13 protein-coding genes are annotated in these 13,641 nt (G+C 72.6%); 5 read left to right on the plus strand and 8 right to left on the minus strand.

What is annotated here, in order from left to right; all coding sequences use genetic code 11:
• The first annotated feature begins 12 nt into the window (after nucleotides 1-12).
• Both ACIP5M_RS29155 and ACIP5M_RS29160 read left to right on the plus strand, forming a co-directional pair.
• The gene (locus ACIP5M_RS29155; protein ID WP_401202230.1) at nucleotides 13-366 is read left to right on the plus strand and encodes a hypothetical protein; all 354 of its coding nucleotides are present in this window, start codon (nucleotides 13-15) and stop codon (nucleotides 364-366) included.
• A gap of 127 nt (nucleotides 367-493) precedes the next feature.
• Nucleotides 494-1,555, plus strand: a complete 1,062-nt coding sequence (locus ACIP5M_RS29160) for an NlpC/P60 family protein (RefSeq protein ID WP_401202232.1) — start codon at nucleotides 494-496, stop codon at nucleotides 1,553-1,555.
• A 42-nt stretch (nucleotides 1,556-1,597) separates the two neighbouring features.
• Here ACIP5M_RS29160 and ACIP5M_RS29165 read toward each other — a convergent pair whose 3' ends face one another.
• From ACIP5M_RS29165 to ACIP5M_RS29175, 3 genes are all read right to left on the minus strand, one after another.
• Nucleotides 1,598-2,710, minus strand: a complete 1,113-nt coding sequence (locus ACIP5M_RS29165; RefSeq protein ID WP_401202233.1) for an alpha/beta hydrolase — start codon at nucleotides 2,708-2,710, stop codon at nucleotides 1,598-1,600.
• A gap of 103 nt (nucleotides 2,711-2,813) precedes the next feature.
• Nucleotides 2,814-3,503 carry a LuxR C-terminal-related transcriptional regulator gene (locus ACIP5M_RS29170; protein WP_401202235.1) on the minus strand — a complete coding sequence of 230 codons (690 nt, stop codon included), beginning with the start codon at nucleotides 3,501-3,503 and terminating at the stop codon, nucleotides 2,814-2,816.
• Complete coding sequence (locus ACIP5M_RS29175; protein WP_401202237.1) at nucleotides 3,500-4,795, minus strand: PspC domain-containing protein; 1,296 nt, start codon at nucleotides 4,793-4,795, stop codon at nucleotides 3,500-3,502. The genes ACIP5M_RS29170 and ACIP5M_RS29175 overlap by 4 nt, the downstream gene beginning before the upstream one ends.
• A 131-nt stretch (nucleotides 4,796-4,926) precedes the next feature.
• Here ACIP5M_RS29175 and ACIP5M_RS29180 point away from each other — a divergent pair, with 131 nt between their 5' ends.
• Entirely contained in the window at nucleotides 4,927-6,234 is a 1,308-nt protein-coding gene (locus ACIP5M_RS29180; RefSeq protein ID WP_401202238.1) for a PspC domain-containing protein, read from the plus strand.
• Nucleotides 6,221-6,445, plus strand: a complete 225-nt coding sequence (locus tag ACIP5M_RS29185) for a hypothetical protein (RefSeq protein WP_401202239.1) — start codon at nucleotides 6,221-6,223, stop codon at nucleotides 6,443-6,445. Before ACIP5M_RS29180 ends, ACIP5M_RS29185 begins: the two co-directional genes overlap by 14 nt.
• On the opposite strand, the gene ACIP5M_RS29190 is transcribed toward ACIP5M_RS29185, so the two are convergent.
• The 4 genes from ACIP5M_RS29190 to guaA all read right to left on the minus strand — a co-directional run bounded on the left by ACIP5M_RS29190 (nucleotide 6,391) and on the right by guaA (nucleotide 10,790).
• Entirely contained in the window at nucleotides 6,391-6,903 is a 513-nt protein-coding gene (locus ACIP5M_RS29190; protein ID WP_401202241.1) for a DoxX family protein, read from the minus strand. The genes ACIP5M_RS29185 and ACIP5M_RS29190 overlap by 55 nt on opposite strands.
• An 18-nt stretch (nucleotides 6,904-6,921) precedes the next feature.
• Nucleotides 6,922-8,178 (minus strand): hypothetical protein, encoded by a 1,257-nt coding sequence (locus ACIP5M_RS29195; RefSeq protein ID WP_401202243.1) that lies wholly within the window; start codon nucleotides 8,176-8,178, stop codon nucleotides 6,922-6,924.
• Between the two features lie 102 nt (nucleotides 8,179-8,280).
• Nucleotides 8,281-9,066: a class II aldolase/adducin family protein gene (locus ACIP5M_RS29200; RefSeq protein WP_401202245.1), complete on the minus strand. Its 786-nt coding sequence runs from the start codon at nucleotides 9,064-9,066 to the stop codon at nucleotides 8,281-8,283.
• 125 nt (nucleotides 9,067-9,191) lie between these two features.
• Nucleotides 9,192-10,790, minus strand: a complete 1,599-nt coding sequence (guaA, locus tag ACIP5M_RS29205; protein ID WP_401202247.1) for a glutamine-hydrolyzing GMP synthase — start codon at nucleotides 10,788-10,790, stop codon at nucleotides 9,192-9,194.
• Between the two features lie 313 nt (nucleotides 10,791-11,103).
• Here guaA and ACIP5M_RS29210 point away from each other — a divergent pair, with 313 nt between their 5' ends.
• Nucleotides 11,104-11,367, plus strand: coding sequence for a chorismate mutase (locus tag ACIP5M_RS29210; RefSeq protein ID WP_401202249.1), 264 nt, complete (start codon nucleotides 11,104-11,106; stop codon nucleotides 11,365-11,367).
• A 441-nt stretch (nucleotides 11,368-11,808) separates the two neighbouring features.
• On the opposite strand, the gene ACIP5M_RS29215 is transcribed toward ACIP5M_RS29210, so the two are convergent.
• Complete coding sequence (locus ACIP5M_RS29215) at nucleotides 11,809-13,623, minus strand: GMC oxidoreductase (protein ID WP_401202251.1); 1,815 nt, start codon at nucleotides 13,621-13,623, stop codon at nucleotides 11,809-11,811.
• Nucleotides 13,624-13,641 lie beyond the last annotated feature (18 nt).

Consider the following 13,641-nt stretch of genomic DNA (forward strand, 5'->3'; position numbering starts at 1 on the left):
ACGCTCGACGCCATGACTGTCCTCACCAACGCCTTCGTCGGCCTGCACATCATCGGCATAGCCTCGCTCCTCGGCGGTTTCCTGACCCAGATGAAGGCGATGGGCGCGGGCACCGCCCGCTTCGTGCCCGCCATGCTGCACGGCGCGCTCACCATGCTCGTCACCGGTGTGCTCCTGGTCGGCTTCCGCGAGATGGACGGGTCCGCCGTCAACCAGGTCAAGATCGGCGTGAAGCTCGCGGTCCTCTTCGTGGTCCTCGCCCTCGTCTACGTCAAGCGCGACGAGGAGCGGGTGGAGAAGGCGCTGTTCGGCGCGGTCGGCGGACTGACCGTGGTCAATATCTTCATCGCCGTCCTCTGGCACTGATCCACATCGGTCCCGGTCGGCCATCCCCGGTCGCATCAGGCCACTTGCGATCATCTCGTCATCGGCCCGTTACCTCCGCTCTAGCGTCCTCCTCCAAGCACCGACAGAGGAAGGACGTGAGGCCCTCGTGGCCAGTCATCGAAAGCCCAGGCAGCGCCCGCTCGCAGGCGGCACCGTAAGGACCGCCGCCACCACCCTCGCCCTCGCGGGCGCTGCCACCGCGACCGCCTTCGAAGGCACCTCCCAGGCCGACCCCCGCATGACTCCCGCACAGGTCGAGTCCGAGGTGGACCGGCTCTACGAGGAGGCCGAGGCCGCGACCGAGCGGTACAACGGGGCGAAGCAGAAGGCCGAGGAGGCCGAGCGCGCACTGACGGACCTGCGCGACCAGACCGCCCGCAAGACCGACCAGCTCAACAGCGCCCGCAGCGCGCTCGGGTCACTGGCCGCCACCCAGTACCGCAGCGGCGGCGGCCTCGGCACCGCGGTCACGCTCGCGACCGCCGCCGATCCGCAGGAGTACCTCGCCCAGGCTTCCTTCATCACCCGCGCCGGGGACCGCAACGCCGCCGGCATCAGCACGGTGCGCCGCCGGCTCGACGAGGTCGGCAAGCTGCGCGAGCAGGCCGCCGGACGGCTCGCCGACCTGCGCGCGCGGCGCGACGAGCTGGCCGAGCGCAAGGCCGAGATCGAGGGCAAGCTCAGCACCGCGAAGCGGCTGCTGGCCCGGCTCACCGCCGAGGAGCGTGCCGCGTACGAGGCCCGGTCGGGCGCCGCCACGACCCCCGCCTCCGCCTCCGCCGGCTCCGCGCACTCGGCTCCCCCGGCGCCCGCCGACGGCTCCCGCGCCGCCCGCGCCGTGGCCTTCGCGCACGGCGCGATCGGCAAGCCGTACGTCTGGGGCGCCACCGGCCCGGGGTCCTTCGACTGCTCGGGCCTGACCCAGGCGGCCTGGCGCGCGGCCGGGGTTTCGCTGCCCCGCACCACCTACACGCAGATCAACGCGGGGCGGCGCGTCTCCCGCGATCAGCTGGCCCCCGGGGACCTGGTGTTCTTCTACTCGGGGATCACCCACGTCGGGCTCTACATCGGCAACGGCCAGATGATCCACGCCCCGCGCCCCGGCTCGACGGTCCGCGTGGCCCCGGTGGACTCGATGCCCTGGGCCGGCGCCGCCCGCCCCGCATAGCGCCGCATCGCCCCGCCGGGCGACACGCGGCGCGAAGCGCCGCTACGGCGCCTTGACCGTCTTGCTCAGCCAGTCGAAGGTCTGCGGGAGCTGCTTCGACCACGAGTCGAGGTTGTGGCCGCCGGTCACCTTCTCCGCGTGCACCGTCGTCGGGCTCTGCGCGAGCGCCTTGAGGTCCGTGCCGGACAGGTAGCCGTCCTGCTCGGCCCCCGACATCCACAGCGAGACCGCCGGCGGCGTGGGAGCGGTCTTGAGCACGTGCTTGAGGTTGTGGGTGCGGCGCAGCTCCGGATCCTGGGCGACCAGCGACGAGGGCTCCTGGCCCGGGTCGTTGTAGCCGGACAGGGAGACGGCCGCGCTGTAGCGGTCGGGGTGCGAGATCGCCAGCTTGGCGGCGCAGTACGCGCCGGCCGAGTACCCGGCGACGCCCCAGGTGCGGGCCTCGTCCGAGACCCGGAAGTTGTCGGTGACCATCTTGCGGACGTCGACGCTGAACCAGCTGTCCGCGTTGACCTTGCCCGGCAGGTTGGCGCAGCCGGTGTCGGCGTTGCCCAGCAGCATGGCGCGTGGCGAGACCAGGATGAAGGGCTTGACCTTGCCGCTCTTCATCAGCGGTTCCAGCACCTCGTGCGCCTTGAGCCCCTGGAACCAGGACTTGCCCGTTCCGGGTATGCCCGGGATCAGCTCGACCACCGGGAACTTCTTGTCCTTGAACTCCGGCTCGTCGTACTGCGGCGGCAGCCACACCATCACGTCGCCCTTGACCCCGGAGATCTTTCCGTCGAGCTCGGTCTTCCGGACCCGCCCGCCGAGCCCTTCGACGGGCTGGAAGGTCTGCTTCACCTTCGGCTCGGCCTTGACCTCCGAGGCCTTCTTCCCGCCGAGACCGTCCGGGCCGAGGTCGGGAGCGGCGGTGACGTACTTGCCGGTGCCGAGGAGGTCGCCCCAGGAGGCGTAGAAGTTCATGTCGCGGTTGACCGCGACGAACACCAGCGCGATGGCGGTGACCTGCGCGAAGACCACCATGAGGCCGCGGGTGGCGACGCGCACGACGGCGGGGCCGCGCACCTTGCTCCACACGGCCAGCGGCAGGACGACGGCGAGCGCGGCCAGCACGGCCACCGTCGCGAAGAGGGGGGTCCCCGTCAGGCTCATCACGCCACCCAAGAGGGCGGCGGGACGGCGTCCGGTTGCCCCTTCCCCCTGCGTCGTGGATCACATCCGCCGGTATCCGCGCAGGCCGGCCCCGCCCGTGAGGTCACACCAGACGGCGCGCCGTCGCCCAGCGGGTCAGCTCGTGGCGGTTGGAGAGCTGGAGCTTCCGGAGCACCGCCGAGACGTGCGACTCGACCGTCTTCACCGAGATGAAGAGCTGCTTGGCGATCTCCTTGTACGCGTACCCGCGCGCGATCAGCCGCAGCACCTCGCGCTCGCGCTGCGTGAGGCGGTCGAGGTCCTCGTCGACCGGCGGCGCGTCCGTCGAGGCGAAGGCGTCGAGCACGAAGCCCGCCAGCCGCGGCGAGAACACCGCGTCCCCGTCCTGCACCCGGAAGATCGAGTCCACCAGGTCGGTGCCGGTGATGGTCTTGGTGACGTAGCCGCGCGCGCCGCCGCGGATGACGCCGATGACGTCCTCGGCGGCGTCCGACACCGACAGGGCCAGGAACCGTACGGGGTGCTCGGCCGCCGCCATCAGCGGGGCGCAGCGGCGCAGCACCTCGACCCCGCCGCCGCCGGGCAGGTGCACGTCGAGCAGGACCACCTCGGGCCGGGTGGCGGTGATGACGGTGACGGCCTGGTCCACGTCGGCGGCCTCTCCGACGACCTCGACGCCGGTCCGCCCGGTGTCGCCGATCTCGGCCTGTACGCCCGTGCGGAACATCCGGTGGTCGTCGACGAGGACCACCCGGACCCTCCTGGTCTCCGTCACAGCGCTGTCCTCGGTCATGCCGCGTTCGCCGCCCTCTCCATCTCCAGTTCGACTACCGTGCCGCCGTCGGGCGCGGACCGCAGCACCGCGGTCCCGCCGTTGCGCTGCATCCGGCCGATGATCGATTCTCGTACGCCCATGCGGTCGTCCGGTACCGCGTCGATGTCGAAGCCCGGTCCCCGGTCCCGTACGGACACGAACACCGTCTGCCCCTCGACCTCCGCGTACACCTGCACGGGGCCGCCCTCGCCACCGTACTTCGCGGCGTTGACCATCGCCTCGCGCGCCGCCTGGACCTGGGCGGCCAGCCGCTCGTCGAGCGGGCAGTCGCCGACGAGGACCACCTCGATGGGGACGCCGTGGTGGTCCTCCACCTCGGCGGCGGTCTTCTTGACGGCCTCCGCGAGGGTGGCCGGCTCCTCGGCCTCGTCCTTGCCGGTGCCCTCGGGCCGGTACAGCCAGTTCCGCAGCTCCCGCTCCTGGGCCCGCGCGAGCCGGCGCACCTCTCCGGCGTCCTCCGCGTTGCGCTGGATCAGGGTGAGGGTGTGCAGCACCGAGTCGTGCACGTGGGCGGCGACCTCGGCGCGTTCCTGGGCGCGGATGCGCATCAGGCGCTCCTCGGAGAGGTCCTGGGTCATGCGGATCAGCCAGGGTCCGGCGAGCAGCGCGACGCCGACGAGGACGGCGAGGGTGGCGGTCAGGACGTTGCCGAGCTGGGCGGCGGAGCCCCGTACGACGATGAAGACGGTCAGGCCGACGCCGACGAGGGCGACCCCGGCGAGGGCCCGGGCGGCCTGGAAGAGGCGCCCGTGCCGTCCGATGGTCTCGTTCCAGTGGGCGCGGCGGGCGTTGTCGGCCTGTCGCCAGACGAGGACCACACCGGCCCCGACCAGCAGCGTGGGCCACACGTACCGGCCCGAGGCGCCGCCGACCTGGACCTTGGAGATGAAGATGCCGACGCCGATGAGCAGCGCGACCAACGCGGTGATCTGCCCCCGGTCGGGTTTGCGCAGCCGGCGGCTGCCGTCGGCGAGGGACTCCAGGAAGGAGCGGTGCCCGGCGCGGCCGCCGACGCCGAGCGGTACGAAGACCCAGAACGCGGCGTAGAGCAGGATGCCGAGGCCGTCGCCCCACATGAACAGCAGGAGGAAGGCGAGCCGGACCCAGACCACCCGCAGCCCGAGGTGCCCGGCGAGACCGCGCGCGACACCGCCGAGCATCCGGCCGTCGGCGCTGCGGTACAGCTTGCGCTGCGGCGCTTCGTCGGGATCCGGTGCGAGAGGGGTGCGGGGGGCGGCTACGGGCGGCATGGCACCGATGGTCACACGGGCGGGCCCGGCCGGGCATCAGGGCAGCCCCCCAGTTCTGTCGGGGGGATATCAGGGTTGCGCCAGGGTCGGGCCCGGTGCCGCGGGCCCGGGCGGCCCGTCACCATGGACGCATGACCGAAGTGCACACCGCCCCGCCGGAGGATCCGGGGGCCGCGTCCCCGCCGGACGACCGTCCTCCCCTGCGCCGCAGCAAGCGCGACAAGCTCCTCGCGGGCGTGTGCGGGGGCCTGGGCCGGTACTTCGAACTGGACCCGGTGATCTTCCGGATCGTCCTCGGTGTCCTCGCGGTCACCGGCGGCGTCGGCCTGATCTTCTACGGCTTCGCGTGGCTGCTGCTCCCCGTGGAGGGCGAGGACGACAGCGAGGCGAAGAAGATGCTGACCGGCCGCATCGAGGGCGCCACCCTCGCGGCGGTCTTCGCCGCCCTGGTGGGCTGCGCGCTGTTCCTGTCGATGCTGGACAACGGCGGCCTCGCGGTCTTCTCGGTCCTGGTCATCCTGGCGCTGGGCGGAGCCTCGTACTGGTCGCAGCAGCGGCGGCACACCCGGCCGCCCGAGGCGCAGGCCCCGGCCGCGCACTCCCCCGCCCCGCCGGAGACGAAGGCTCCGCCGGCCCCCGGCGGCCCGTCCTGGTGGCGGGACCCGCTGGTCAAGGACGGCACCACCGGCCCGGTCGGCGCCACGGGCTACCTGTGGGGTCCGGACGACGCGGCGGCCCTCGACGACGCCGGATCGGTGCGCGCTCCGGCCGCGGCCGTGCGCAAGCCCGCCGCCGCGGCCCGCCCGCGCGGCGGCATCGGCGGCCGGGTCTTCGTCCTGGCCCTGCTGGCCGGGACGGCCGCCACCGCCGCCGCCTGGGAGGGCCACCCGATGGGGGCGGCCCTGCAGACCGGGCTCGCCGCCGCGCTGGCCGTCTTCGGGCTGGGTCTCGTGGTCAGCTCCCTGCTGGGGCGCACCGGCTTCGGCACGATCCTGCTGTCCCTGTTGACCGCGGGCCTGCTCGCGGGGGCGGCGGTACTCCCCCGCGAGATCGGCACCGACTGGCGGGACACCGACTGGCGTCCGGCCGCCGTGGCCGACGTACGGCCGGTCTACGAGGCGGGCACCGGGCTGGCCACCCTGGACCTGAGCCGCCTGGACGTTCCGAAGGGCACCACCGTCCCCGTCCGGGCCTCCATCGACGCGGGCCGGCTCAAGGTGGTCCTCCCCCGGGAGGTCACCGCCGAGGCGGACATCACGATCCGCCGGCTGGGGGACGTACGACTGCCGGGGGACCGGGCGGACCGGATCGAGCACCTCGGCGGGCAGAACCGGCGGACGACGCTGTCGCCGGCCGTCGGCACCGAGGCCGGCGGAACGATCGAGCTGCACCTCAGCGCGGGTGTGGGACAGGTGGAGGTGGCCCGTGCGGCGTCATGAGTTCCAGCCGGGACGGCTGATCGCGGGCCTGGCCCTGCTGACGGCGGGCGTGCTCTACCTGCTGGACGGCACCGGAGCGGCCGACCTGCCGTGGTTCCTGGTCATCCCGATCACGATGGGCGGGCTCTCGCTCGCCGCGCTCGTCGGGATGACCACCTACGCCGTACGGCGGGACCGGCGCGACCGGATCAGCGAGTCCAGGGACGGGTAGGAGGCCCCGGCGAGGATCAGCGGGGTCCAGGCCATCAGGTAGATCAGGTCGTTGCCGTAGTAGTACGGGGTCACCGCCCACGACACGGTGAGCCACAGGCTGAGCGAGATCAGCGCTCCGCCGACGGCCGCGACACGGGTCAGCAGACCGGCCAGGACCGCCAGGCCGACCAGCAGCTCGGCGATGGCCAGGCACACGGCGAAGCCGACGGGAGCCTTGAGCGCCAGGTCCACCAGGGGCGGAACGGCGGAGGTGTCGCGCACCCCGCGCATCAGGTCGCCGATGGATCCCTCGCCGGTGGCGGAGAGGAACGCGGAGTCGGTCAGCTTGTCGAGGCCCGCGTACACGAAGGTCACGCCGAGGAAGATCCGCAGCGGCAGCAGGGCGTGGCGGACCGCCTGCTCCTTGATCGGGGAGTCGCTCAGCCGGGAGACGTCAGGAACGTCGGTTCGGGTCACCCGTCATGTCTACCCCGCTCACTCGGCCACGTCGATGCTGCAGCGGTTGGATTCCACTCCTGCGGCGGTCACCACCTGGATCTCGGTGCGGCCCGGTTCCACTTCGGCCGGCACGGGCACCGTCAGGACGGTGTCCGAGGGGTTGGTGAACCCGCCGGCCACCGGGACCAGCGGCACGTGCACGTGCACCGCTCCGACCCGCACCACCAGCCGCGCCAGCATCTCCGGCGTCTGCGCCCCGGGCGGCACGAAGCCCACCCCCCGGATCTCGATGTCGTCCCCGGGGCGGACGGGCGCGTCCAGATCGCCGGGCTCCCGTCTGCGCACCACCGACAGCACCAGCGGGCGGGTGCCCTCGGCGTACTTGGCGGCGAGGTAGACGGCCGCCGACAGCGCCACCAGGAGCGCCAGCGCCCACGGCAGCTGCGGGAGCCGCTCCGGGAAGCGGGCCAGCGACACCGCCGCGTAGGCCAGCACCACCGTCGAGACCAGCACGTACTGGGCGTCCGGGAAGCTCCCGCGCCCCGCGTCGTCCGTGAGCAGGTCCACCCCGCGCGGCCGGTCGGCCGGCAGCTTCTGCAGCCGCTGGCCCATGATCCGTACGGAGACCACCCGGCGCACCAGGACGGCCACCACCGAGGTCAGCGCGACCACCGACAGCAGCGGCAGCGCCCGGTCCAGGGCCAGCCCCGCGTACAGCGCCTGCCGCTCCGGCCCCGGCGCCGAGGCCGCCAGCCGCAGGGCGGGCAGCAGCGCGGCGAACGCCGTCAGCACCACCCAGGCGCTCGGCACGGTCTTCGAGGTGGACAGCCGGTTGTCCTCGCCGACCAGCGGGGCCAGCAGCCCGCCGCGCACCGACTGGGCGCGGGCCGCGACCGTGAGCAGCCCGGCCAGCACCAGGGCCGCCAGCAGCCCGGCGGTGCGGGCCGTGGACCAGCCGGTGCCGAGCGCGGTGCCGACCTGGACGAGCAGCAGCACGCCGGCGGCGATCCACACGGCGAGGACGGCCCGCCGGGAGAACAGGTACAGCCAGGAGTTCCCGGCCTCCCGGCCCCGGTCGGCGACGGAACGCGCCGAGAGGGTCAGTTCGTCGGAGACCCACTGCCGGGAGGCCCCCAGCGAGTGGGCCACGGCGGCCGGTACGCCCTGCCCGGAGGCGAACTCGTCGCGCTTCTCCAGGAACGCGGCGACGGCGCGGCGGTGCCCTTCTCGCGCGCAGTCCTCGCAGGTGCAGGCGCCGGTATGGGGACTTCGGGAGATCTCTTGGACAGCCACGTGCGTGCCGCCTCTCTGAACTACGGGGCAATGCCAGCGAATTGTGCACCACTGCGGCAGTGCTCCGGATTGCGCACGATGTCAGAGCAGGTGATTAACCGTTCATGATGTTGACGCCACCGGCGTGTCACCGTTGTGGCGCAGCGGCTGGTAGCTCACCCAGGCGGCCAGATCGGACCCGAACCGCTCGCGGGTCGCGACCGCGCTGCGGTGGTCGATGGGCACCGGCTTCCCGGCCGCCCGCGCGATCAGCTGCACCTGGGCCGCCCGCTCCGCCTCAAGGAACCACCAGACCGCGGCGTCCACGGAGTCCCCGACCGTCAGCAGCCCGCGGTTGCGCAGGATCAGCGCCTTGTACGGGCCCAGCGCGCGGGCGATCCGTGCCGGGTCCCCGTCCCCGCCCCCGGTGAACTCGTCCAGCAGCGCGTGGTCCTCGTAGAAGGCGCAGGCCTCCTGGGTGATCGGGGCGAGCAGCTCGCCGAGGCAGGCGAGGGCGCGGCCGTACGGGCCCTGCGCGCGGACGACGGCCACCACCTCGGGGCGCGCCCGGTGGACCGCGGCGTGCACGGCGAAGGCCAGCTCGTTGACCCGGCGCTCCCCGCGGACCACCCGCCCGTCCCCGTCGACCAGCAGCAGGTCGTCGGGGCCGAGACCGCCGAAGGCCCGCCCGAAGGGGTTCACCCAGTAGCAGTCCTCGAACCCGGGATCGCGCGCGGTGACCTGCCCGCCCACCCCTTCCCCGTACCCCAGCCGCCCCAGCAGGCGCAGCGCCTCGGCGAGCCGCGCCTTGCGGTGCTCGCGCGCCGCTTCGACGGTGTCGTGCGCGGGCGGCATCTCGAAGCCGAGCCGCTCCACGGGGACGGGGACGGGCACGGGCTGATCCGGCATGGGCCCTCCTTCGGTTCGCGGCGCAAGGTACCGGCGCGGCCGTCAAGTGGCCAGAGGAACGGCGAAGCCGCCGCTCCGGGCGGAGCGGCGGCTTCACGGTGTACGGGTGGGGGTACGGGTGGGGATTACTCCCACTCGATGGTGCCCGGGGGCTTGCTCGTGCAGTCCAGGACCACGCGGTTCACGTCCTTGACCTCGTTGGTGATGCGGGTGGAGATCCGCGCGAGCACCTCGTAGGGCATGCGCGTCCAGTCCGCGGTCATCGCGTCCTCGGAGGAGACGGGGCGCAGCACGATCGGGTGGCCGTAGGTGCGGCCGTCGCCCTGGACGCCGACGCTGCGGACGTCCGCGAGCAGGACGACCGGGCACTGCCAGATCTCGCGGTCCAGGCCGGCCGCGGTGAGTTCCTGGCGGGCGATGGCGTCGGCCTCGCGCAGCAGGTCCAGGCGCTCCTTGGTGACCTCGCCGACGATGCGGATGCCGAGGCCGGGGCCCGGGAAGGGCTGGCGCTGGACGATCTCCTCGGGCAGGCCGAGCTCCTGGCCGACCATCCGGACCTCGTCCTTGAACAGCTGGCGCAGCGGCTCGATCAGCTCGAACTCGATGTCCTCGGGGAGGCCGCCCACGTTGTGGTGGGACTTGATGTTCGCGGTGCCGGTGCCGCCGCCGGACTCGACGACGTCCGGGTAGAGCGTGCCCTGGACCAGGAACGCCACGTCCGGGCCGCCCTCGGCCTCGGCGATGATCTCGGCCTGGGCCTGCTCGAAGACGCGGATGAACTCGCGGCCGATGATCTTGCGCTTGGTCTCCGGGTCGGAGACCCCGGCCAGCGCGTTCAGGAAGCGCTCCTGGGCGTCGACGACCTTCAGCTGCACGCCGGTGGCGGCCACGAAGTCCTTCTCGACCTGCTCGGTCTCGCCCTTGCGCATCAGGCCGTGGTCGACGTAGACGCAGGTCAGCTGCGAGCCGATGGCCTTCTGGACGAGGGCCGCGGCGACCGCGGAGTCCACGCCGCCGGAGAGGCCGCAGATGGCGCGCTTGTCGCCGACCTGCTCGCGGATGGCCGCGATCTGCTCCTCGACGATGTTGCCGGTGGTCCAGGTGGGGGCCAGACCGGCGCCGCGGTAGAGGAAGTGCTCCATGATCTGCTGGCCGTGCGTGGAGTGCATGACCTCGGGGTGGTACTGCACGCCGTACAGCTTCTTCGCGTCGTTCTCGAAGGCCGCGACCGGGACGACGTTGGTCGACGCGGTGACGGCGAAGCCCTCGGGGGCGGCGGAGCAGGCGTCGCCGTGGGACATCCACACCGACTGGTGTTCGGGGGTGCCCTCGAAGAGGGTCGAGCCGGCCTTGGAGACGGCCAGCGGGGTGCGGCCGTACTCACGGGCGCCGGTGTTGTCGACCTGGCCGCCGAGGGTGGTCGCCATCAGCTGGAAGCCGTAGCACATGCCGAAGACGGGGACACCGGCCTCGAAGAGGCCGCGGGCGTCGTCCAGGCGCGGGGCGCCTTCCTCGTACACGGAGGACGGACCACCGGAGAGGATGATCGCCTTGGGGTCCTTGGCCAGCATCTCGGCCACCGGCATCGTGCTGGGGACGATCTCGCTGTAGACCCGTGCCTCGCGGACGCGGCGGGCGATGAGCTGGGCGTACTGGGCGCCGAAGTCGACGACGAGAACCGTGTCCGGGGCGCTGTCGTGGGCGGCGGAGGGTACTTCTGGCACGGGGACGGCCTTCCGGCGGAAGTGGTGGCTGTTTTGTCGATTCTAACGGGGGACCCACACGGGTATTCGTCTCACCATCCGAACCGGCTTGGCCTCGAGGGGGACGGAAGGCAATAATCCCCTTCATGCGCAAGCAGCTGAGCTTCCTCTTTACCTATGGCACCGGCCGGTCCGGTCGCCATGGGTCCTCGTGATGCTCGCTTGAGCCGCTGACTTCCCAGAGCGCCCCGGTCCGACAGGACCGGGGCGCTCTGGCGTTTCCGCTCCTGCCGGCACGGATTGCCTCCACCCACCCCGCCACAGGAGAACCGTCATGACCACCGTCGCCACCACCCCCGAGCAGCTCATCGCCGACTCCCGCGAGCGCATCGACGCCCTCGACGACCGGATCATCGGCCTGATCCAGGAGCGCATGGCCGTCTCCACCGTCATCCAGGAGGCCCGGATCTCCTCGGGCGGCCGCCGGGTCCACCTCTCACGCGAGATGGAGGTGCTCTCCCACTGGAGCGATGCCCTCGGCAAGCCCGGCACCGCCCTGGCCATGACGCTGCTGGAGCTGTGCCGCGGCCGCGTCTGAGCCCCGGGCCCCGGGCCCAGGGCCCCCCGGGTGCCCGTCGCCCTGAGCGGGTGTTCGTCACTCGTCCGGAGCGTGACCGCCCCCGGCGCCCTTCGTTGGTGAGGATGTCCGCGCCAGCCAGGTGCGGGACCGCAACACCACGCGTGGCTCCGCAGGAGCGATGAGACGTACGCCCCGTGGAGCGTGCGTCGTGGGACCTCGCTCCCTCGCGTGACCGGACGGCAGGGGACAGCAGCCCGGTCACCCCGTAAAGAACGGCCGGCCCAGGGGACGCCCCGGGCCGGCCGTTCCGCGTGGTCCGGCACCTGCCGCGTTCACCGTGTGAGGGACGCCACAGACCGGTCTGCGGGATTCCGGTACAACCTTCCGTAGCGACCGCCTGTCACTCATGTAACCGCGGTGGGTACCGCGCTCGGAGGGGGAGTGCGGTACCGCCCCGGCCTATCCGGCCGGGTCCGGTGCCCTCGGGGGGATCTCCGGGACCGCCAGGAACGGCAGCCGCAGCGCGCCGAAGGCGTCCTTCGGTACGGCCGGACGGGCCGGCTCCACCGCCGCGAGGCGTACGTAGGCCTCCCCCTGCGCCGGCCGCGGGTCCTGCTCGCCGTTGTTGGGCCAGTACGACATCGCCCGCTCCGCCTGCGCCGTGATCGTCAGCGACGGGTTGACCCCGAGGTTGGCGGAGACGGCCGCGCCGTCCACCACCGAGATGCCCGGGTACCCGTAGAGCCGGTGGTACGGGTCCACCACGCCCTCCTTCGCCGAGGCGCCGATCGGGCAGCCGCCGAGGAAGTGCGCGGTCAGCGGGGTGCCCATCAGCTCGCCGATGTTGCTGCCCGGGAACCCGTTGATCTCCTCGGCCAGCAGGGTCGCGGCCTGCGTGGCCTCGGCGATCTGGACCGGGTTGGGGGCGCCGTGGCCCTGGCGGGCGGTGAGCAGGCCCTTCCCGATGCCGCCGGGCTTGCGGTAGGTCGTCAGGGAGTTGTCCAGCGACTGCATCACCAGGCCGATGATGGTCCGCTCCGACCAGCGCCGGTTGGACAGCGAGCGCGCCAGCTGCAGGGGGTGCCGTGCGGTGCGGGCGAACCAGGCGCGGACCCGGTGCCTGGCGTAGGGCACCTGCAGGACGGTCATGAAGCCCATGGCGTTGGAGCCCTTGCCGTAGCGGACGGGCTCGATGTGGGTGTCGGCGTTGGGGTGCACCGAGGAGGTGATCGCCACGCCGCGGGTGAAGTCGGCCCGCCGGTCCGCTCCGTGGCGCTTGCGGTAGCGGCGGTCGTCGGTCTGCGCGCCGACCAGGCCCTCCGAGTTGGTGCGGGTCAGCTCGCCGAGCCGGTCGGAGATCCTCGGGAGCTCGCCGCGGTCCTTCATCGTGTGCAGCAGGGTCTGGGTGCCGTAGGTGCCCGCCGCGACGACCACGTACCGGGCGCGCAGCACCTTCGCCCTGCCACGGCGCCGGCCGTCGGTGGGGACGGTGCGGACGCGGTAGCCGGCCTCGGGGTGCTCGGAGAGGGCGGTGACCGTGGTCATGGGGTGGATGACGGCGCCCGCACGCTCGGCGAGGTGCAGGTAGTTCTCGTTCAGGGTGTTCTTCGCGCCGTGCCGGCAGCCGGTCATGCACTCGCCGCACTCGGTGCAGGCCCTGCGGGCGGGGCCGGCGCCCCCGAAGTAGGGGTCGGCGACCTCGTCCCCGGGCCGCACCTTCGGCTGCTGCCCCTCGGCGTCGTCACCGTCTCCGAAGAAGACGCCGACCGGGGCCATGTGGAAGGAGTCCCCGACGCCCATCGTCTCGGCCACGGCCTTGAGGTGGACGTCGGAGGGCGTCAGCGTCGGATTGAGCCGGACGCCGAGCATCCGCTTGGCCTGGTCGTAGTACGGGGCGAGTTCCTCGCGCCAGTCGGTGATGGACGCCCACTGCCGGTCCTCGAAGAAGGGGGTGGGCGGCACGTAGAGGGTGTTGGCGTAGTTGAGCGAGCCGCCGCCCACGCCGGCGCCCGCGAGCACCATCACGTTGCCGAGCAGGTGGATGCGCTGGATCCCGTACAGCCCGAGGGCCGGGGCCCACAGGTAGTTGCGCAGGTCCCAGCTGTTCTTCGGCAGGGTGTCGCGGGTGAAGCGGCGTCCTGCCTCCAGGACGCCGACCCGGTACCCCTTCTCGGTCAGCCGCAGCGCCGAGACCGACCCCCCGAAGCCCGATCCGATGACGATGACGTCGTAGTCGTAGTCGTAGTCGTAGTCGTAGTCGTAGTCGTACGACACTGCTGTGCCTCCCGGGCG

Origin of the sequence: Streptomyces sp. NPDC088762 (assembly GCF_044750905.1) — a bacterium.
In the GTDB taxonomy this organism is placed as follows: Bacteria; Actinomycetota; Actinomycetes; order Streptomycetales; family Streptomycetaceae; genus Streptomyces.

Excerpts from the sequence above, each read along its gene's own strand:
- ACIP5M_RS29155 (WP_401202230.1), top strand. The coding sequence starts at position 13 with ATGACTGTCCTCACCAACGCCTTCGTCGGCCTGCACATCATCGGCATA.
- ACIP5M_RS29165 (WP_401202233.1), bottom strand. The coding sequence starts at position 2,710 with ATGAGCCTGACGGGGACCCCCCTCTTCGCGACGGTGGCCGTGCTGGCC.
- ACIP5M_RS29170 (WP_401202235.1), bottom strand. The coding sequence starts at position 3,503 with ATGACCGAGGACAGCGCTGTGACGGAGACCAGGAGGGTCCGGGTGGTC.
- ACIP5M_RS29175 (WP_401202237.1), bottom strand. The coding sequence starts at position 4,795 with ATGCCGCCCGTAGCCGCCCCCCGCACCCCTCTCGCACCGGATCCCGAC.
- ACIP5M_RS29180 (WP_401202238.1), top strand. The coding sequence starts at position 4,927 with ATGACCGAAGTGCACACCGCCCCGCCGGAGGATCCGGGGGCCGCGTCC.
- ACIP5M_RS29200 (WP_401202245.1), bottom strand. The coding sequence starts at position 9,066 with ATGCCGGATCAGCCCGTGCCCGTCCCCGTCCCCGTGGAGCGGCTCGGC.
- ACIP5M_RS29210 (WP_401202249.1), top strand. The coding sequence starts at position 11,104 with ATGACCACCGTCGCCACCACCCCCGAGCAGCTCATCGCCGACTCCCGC.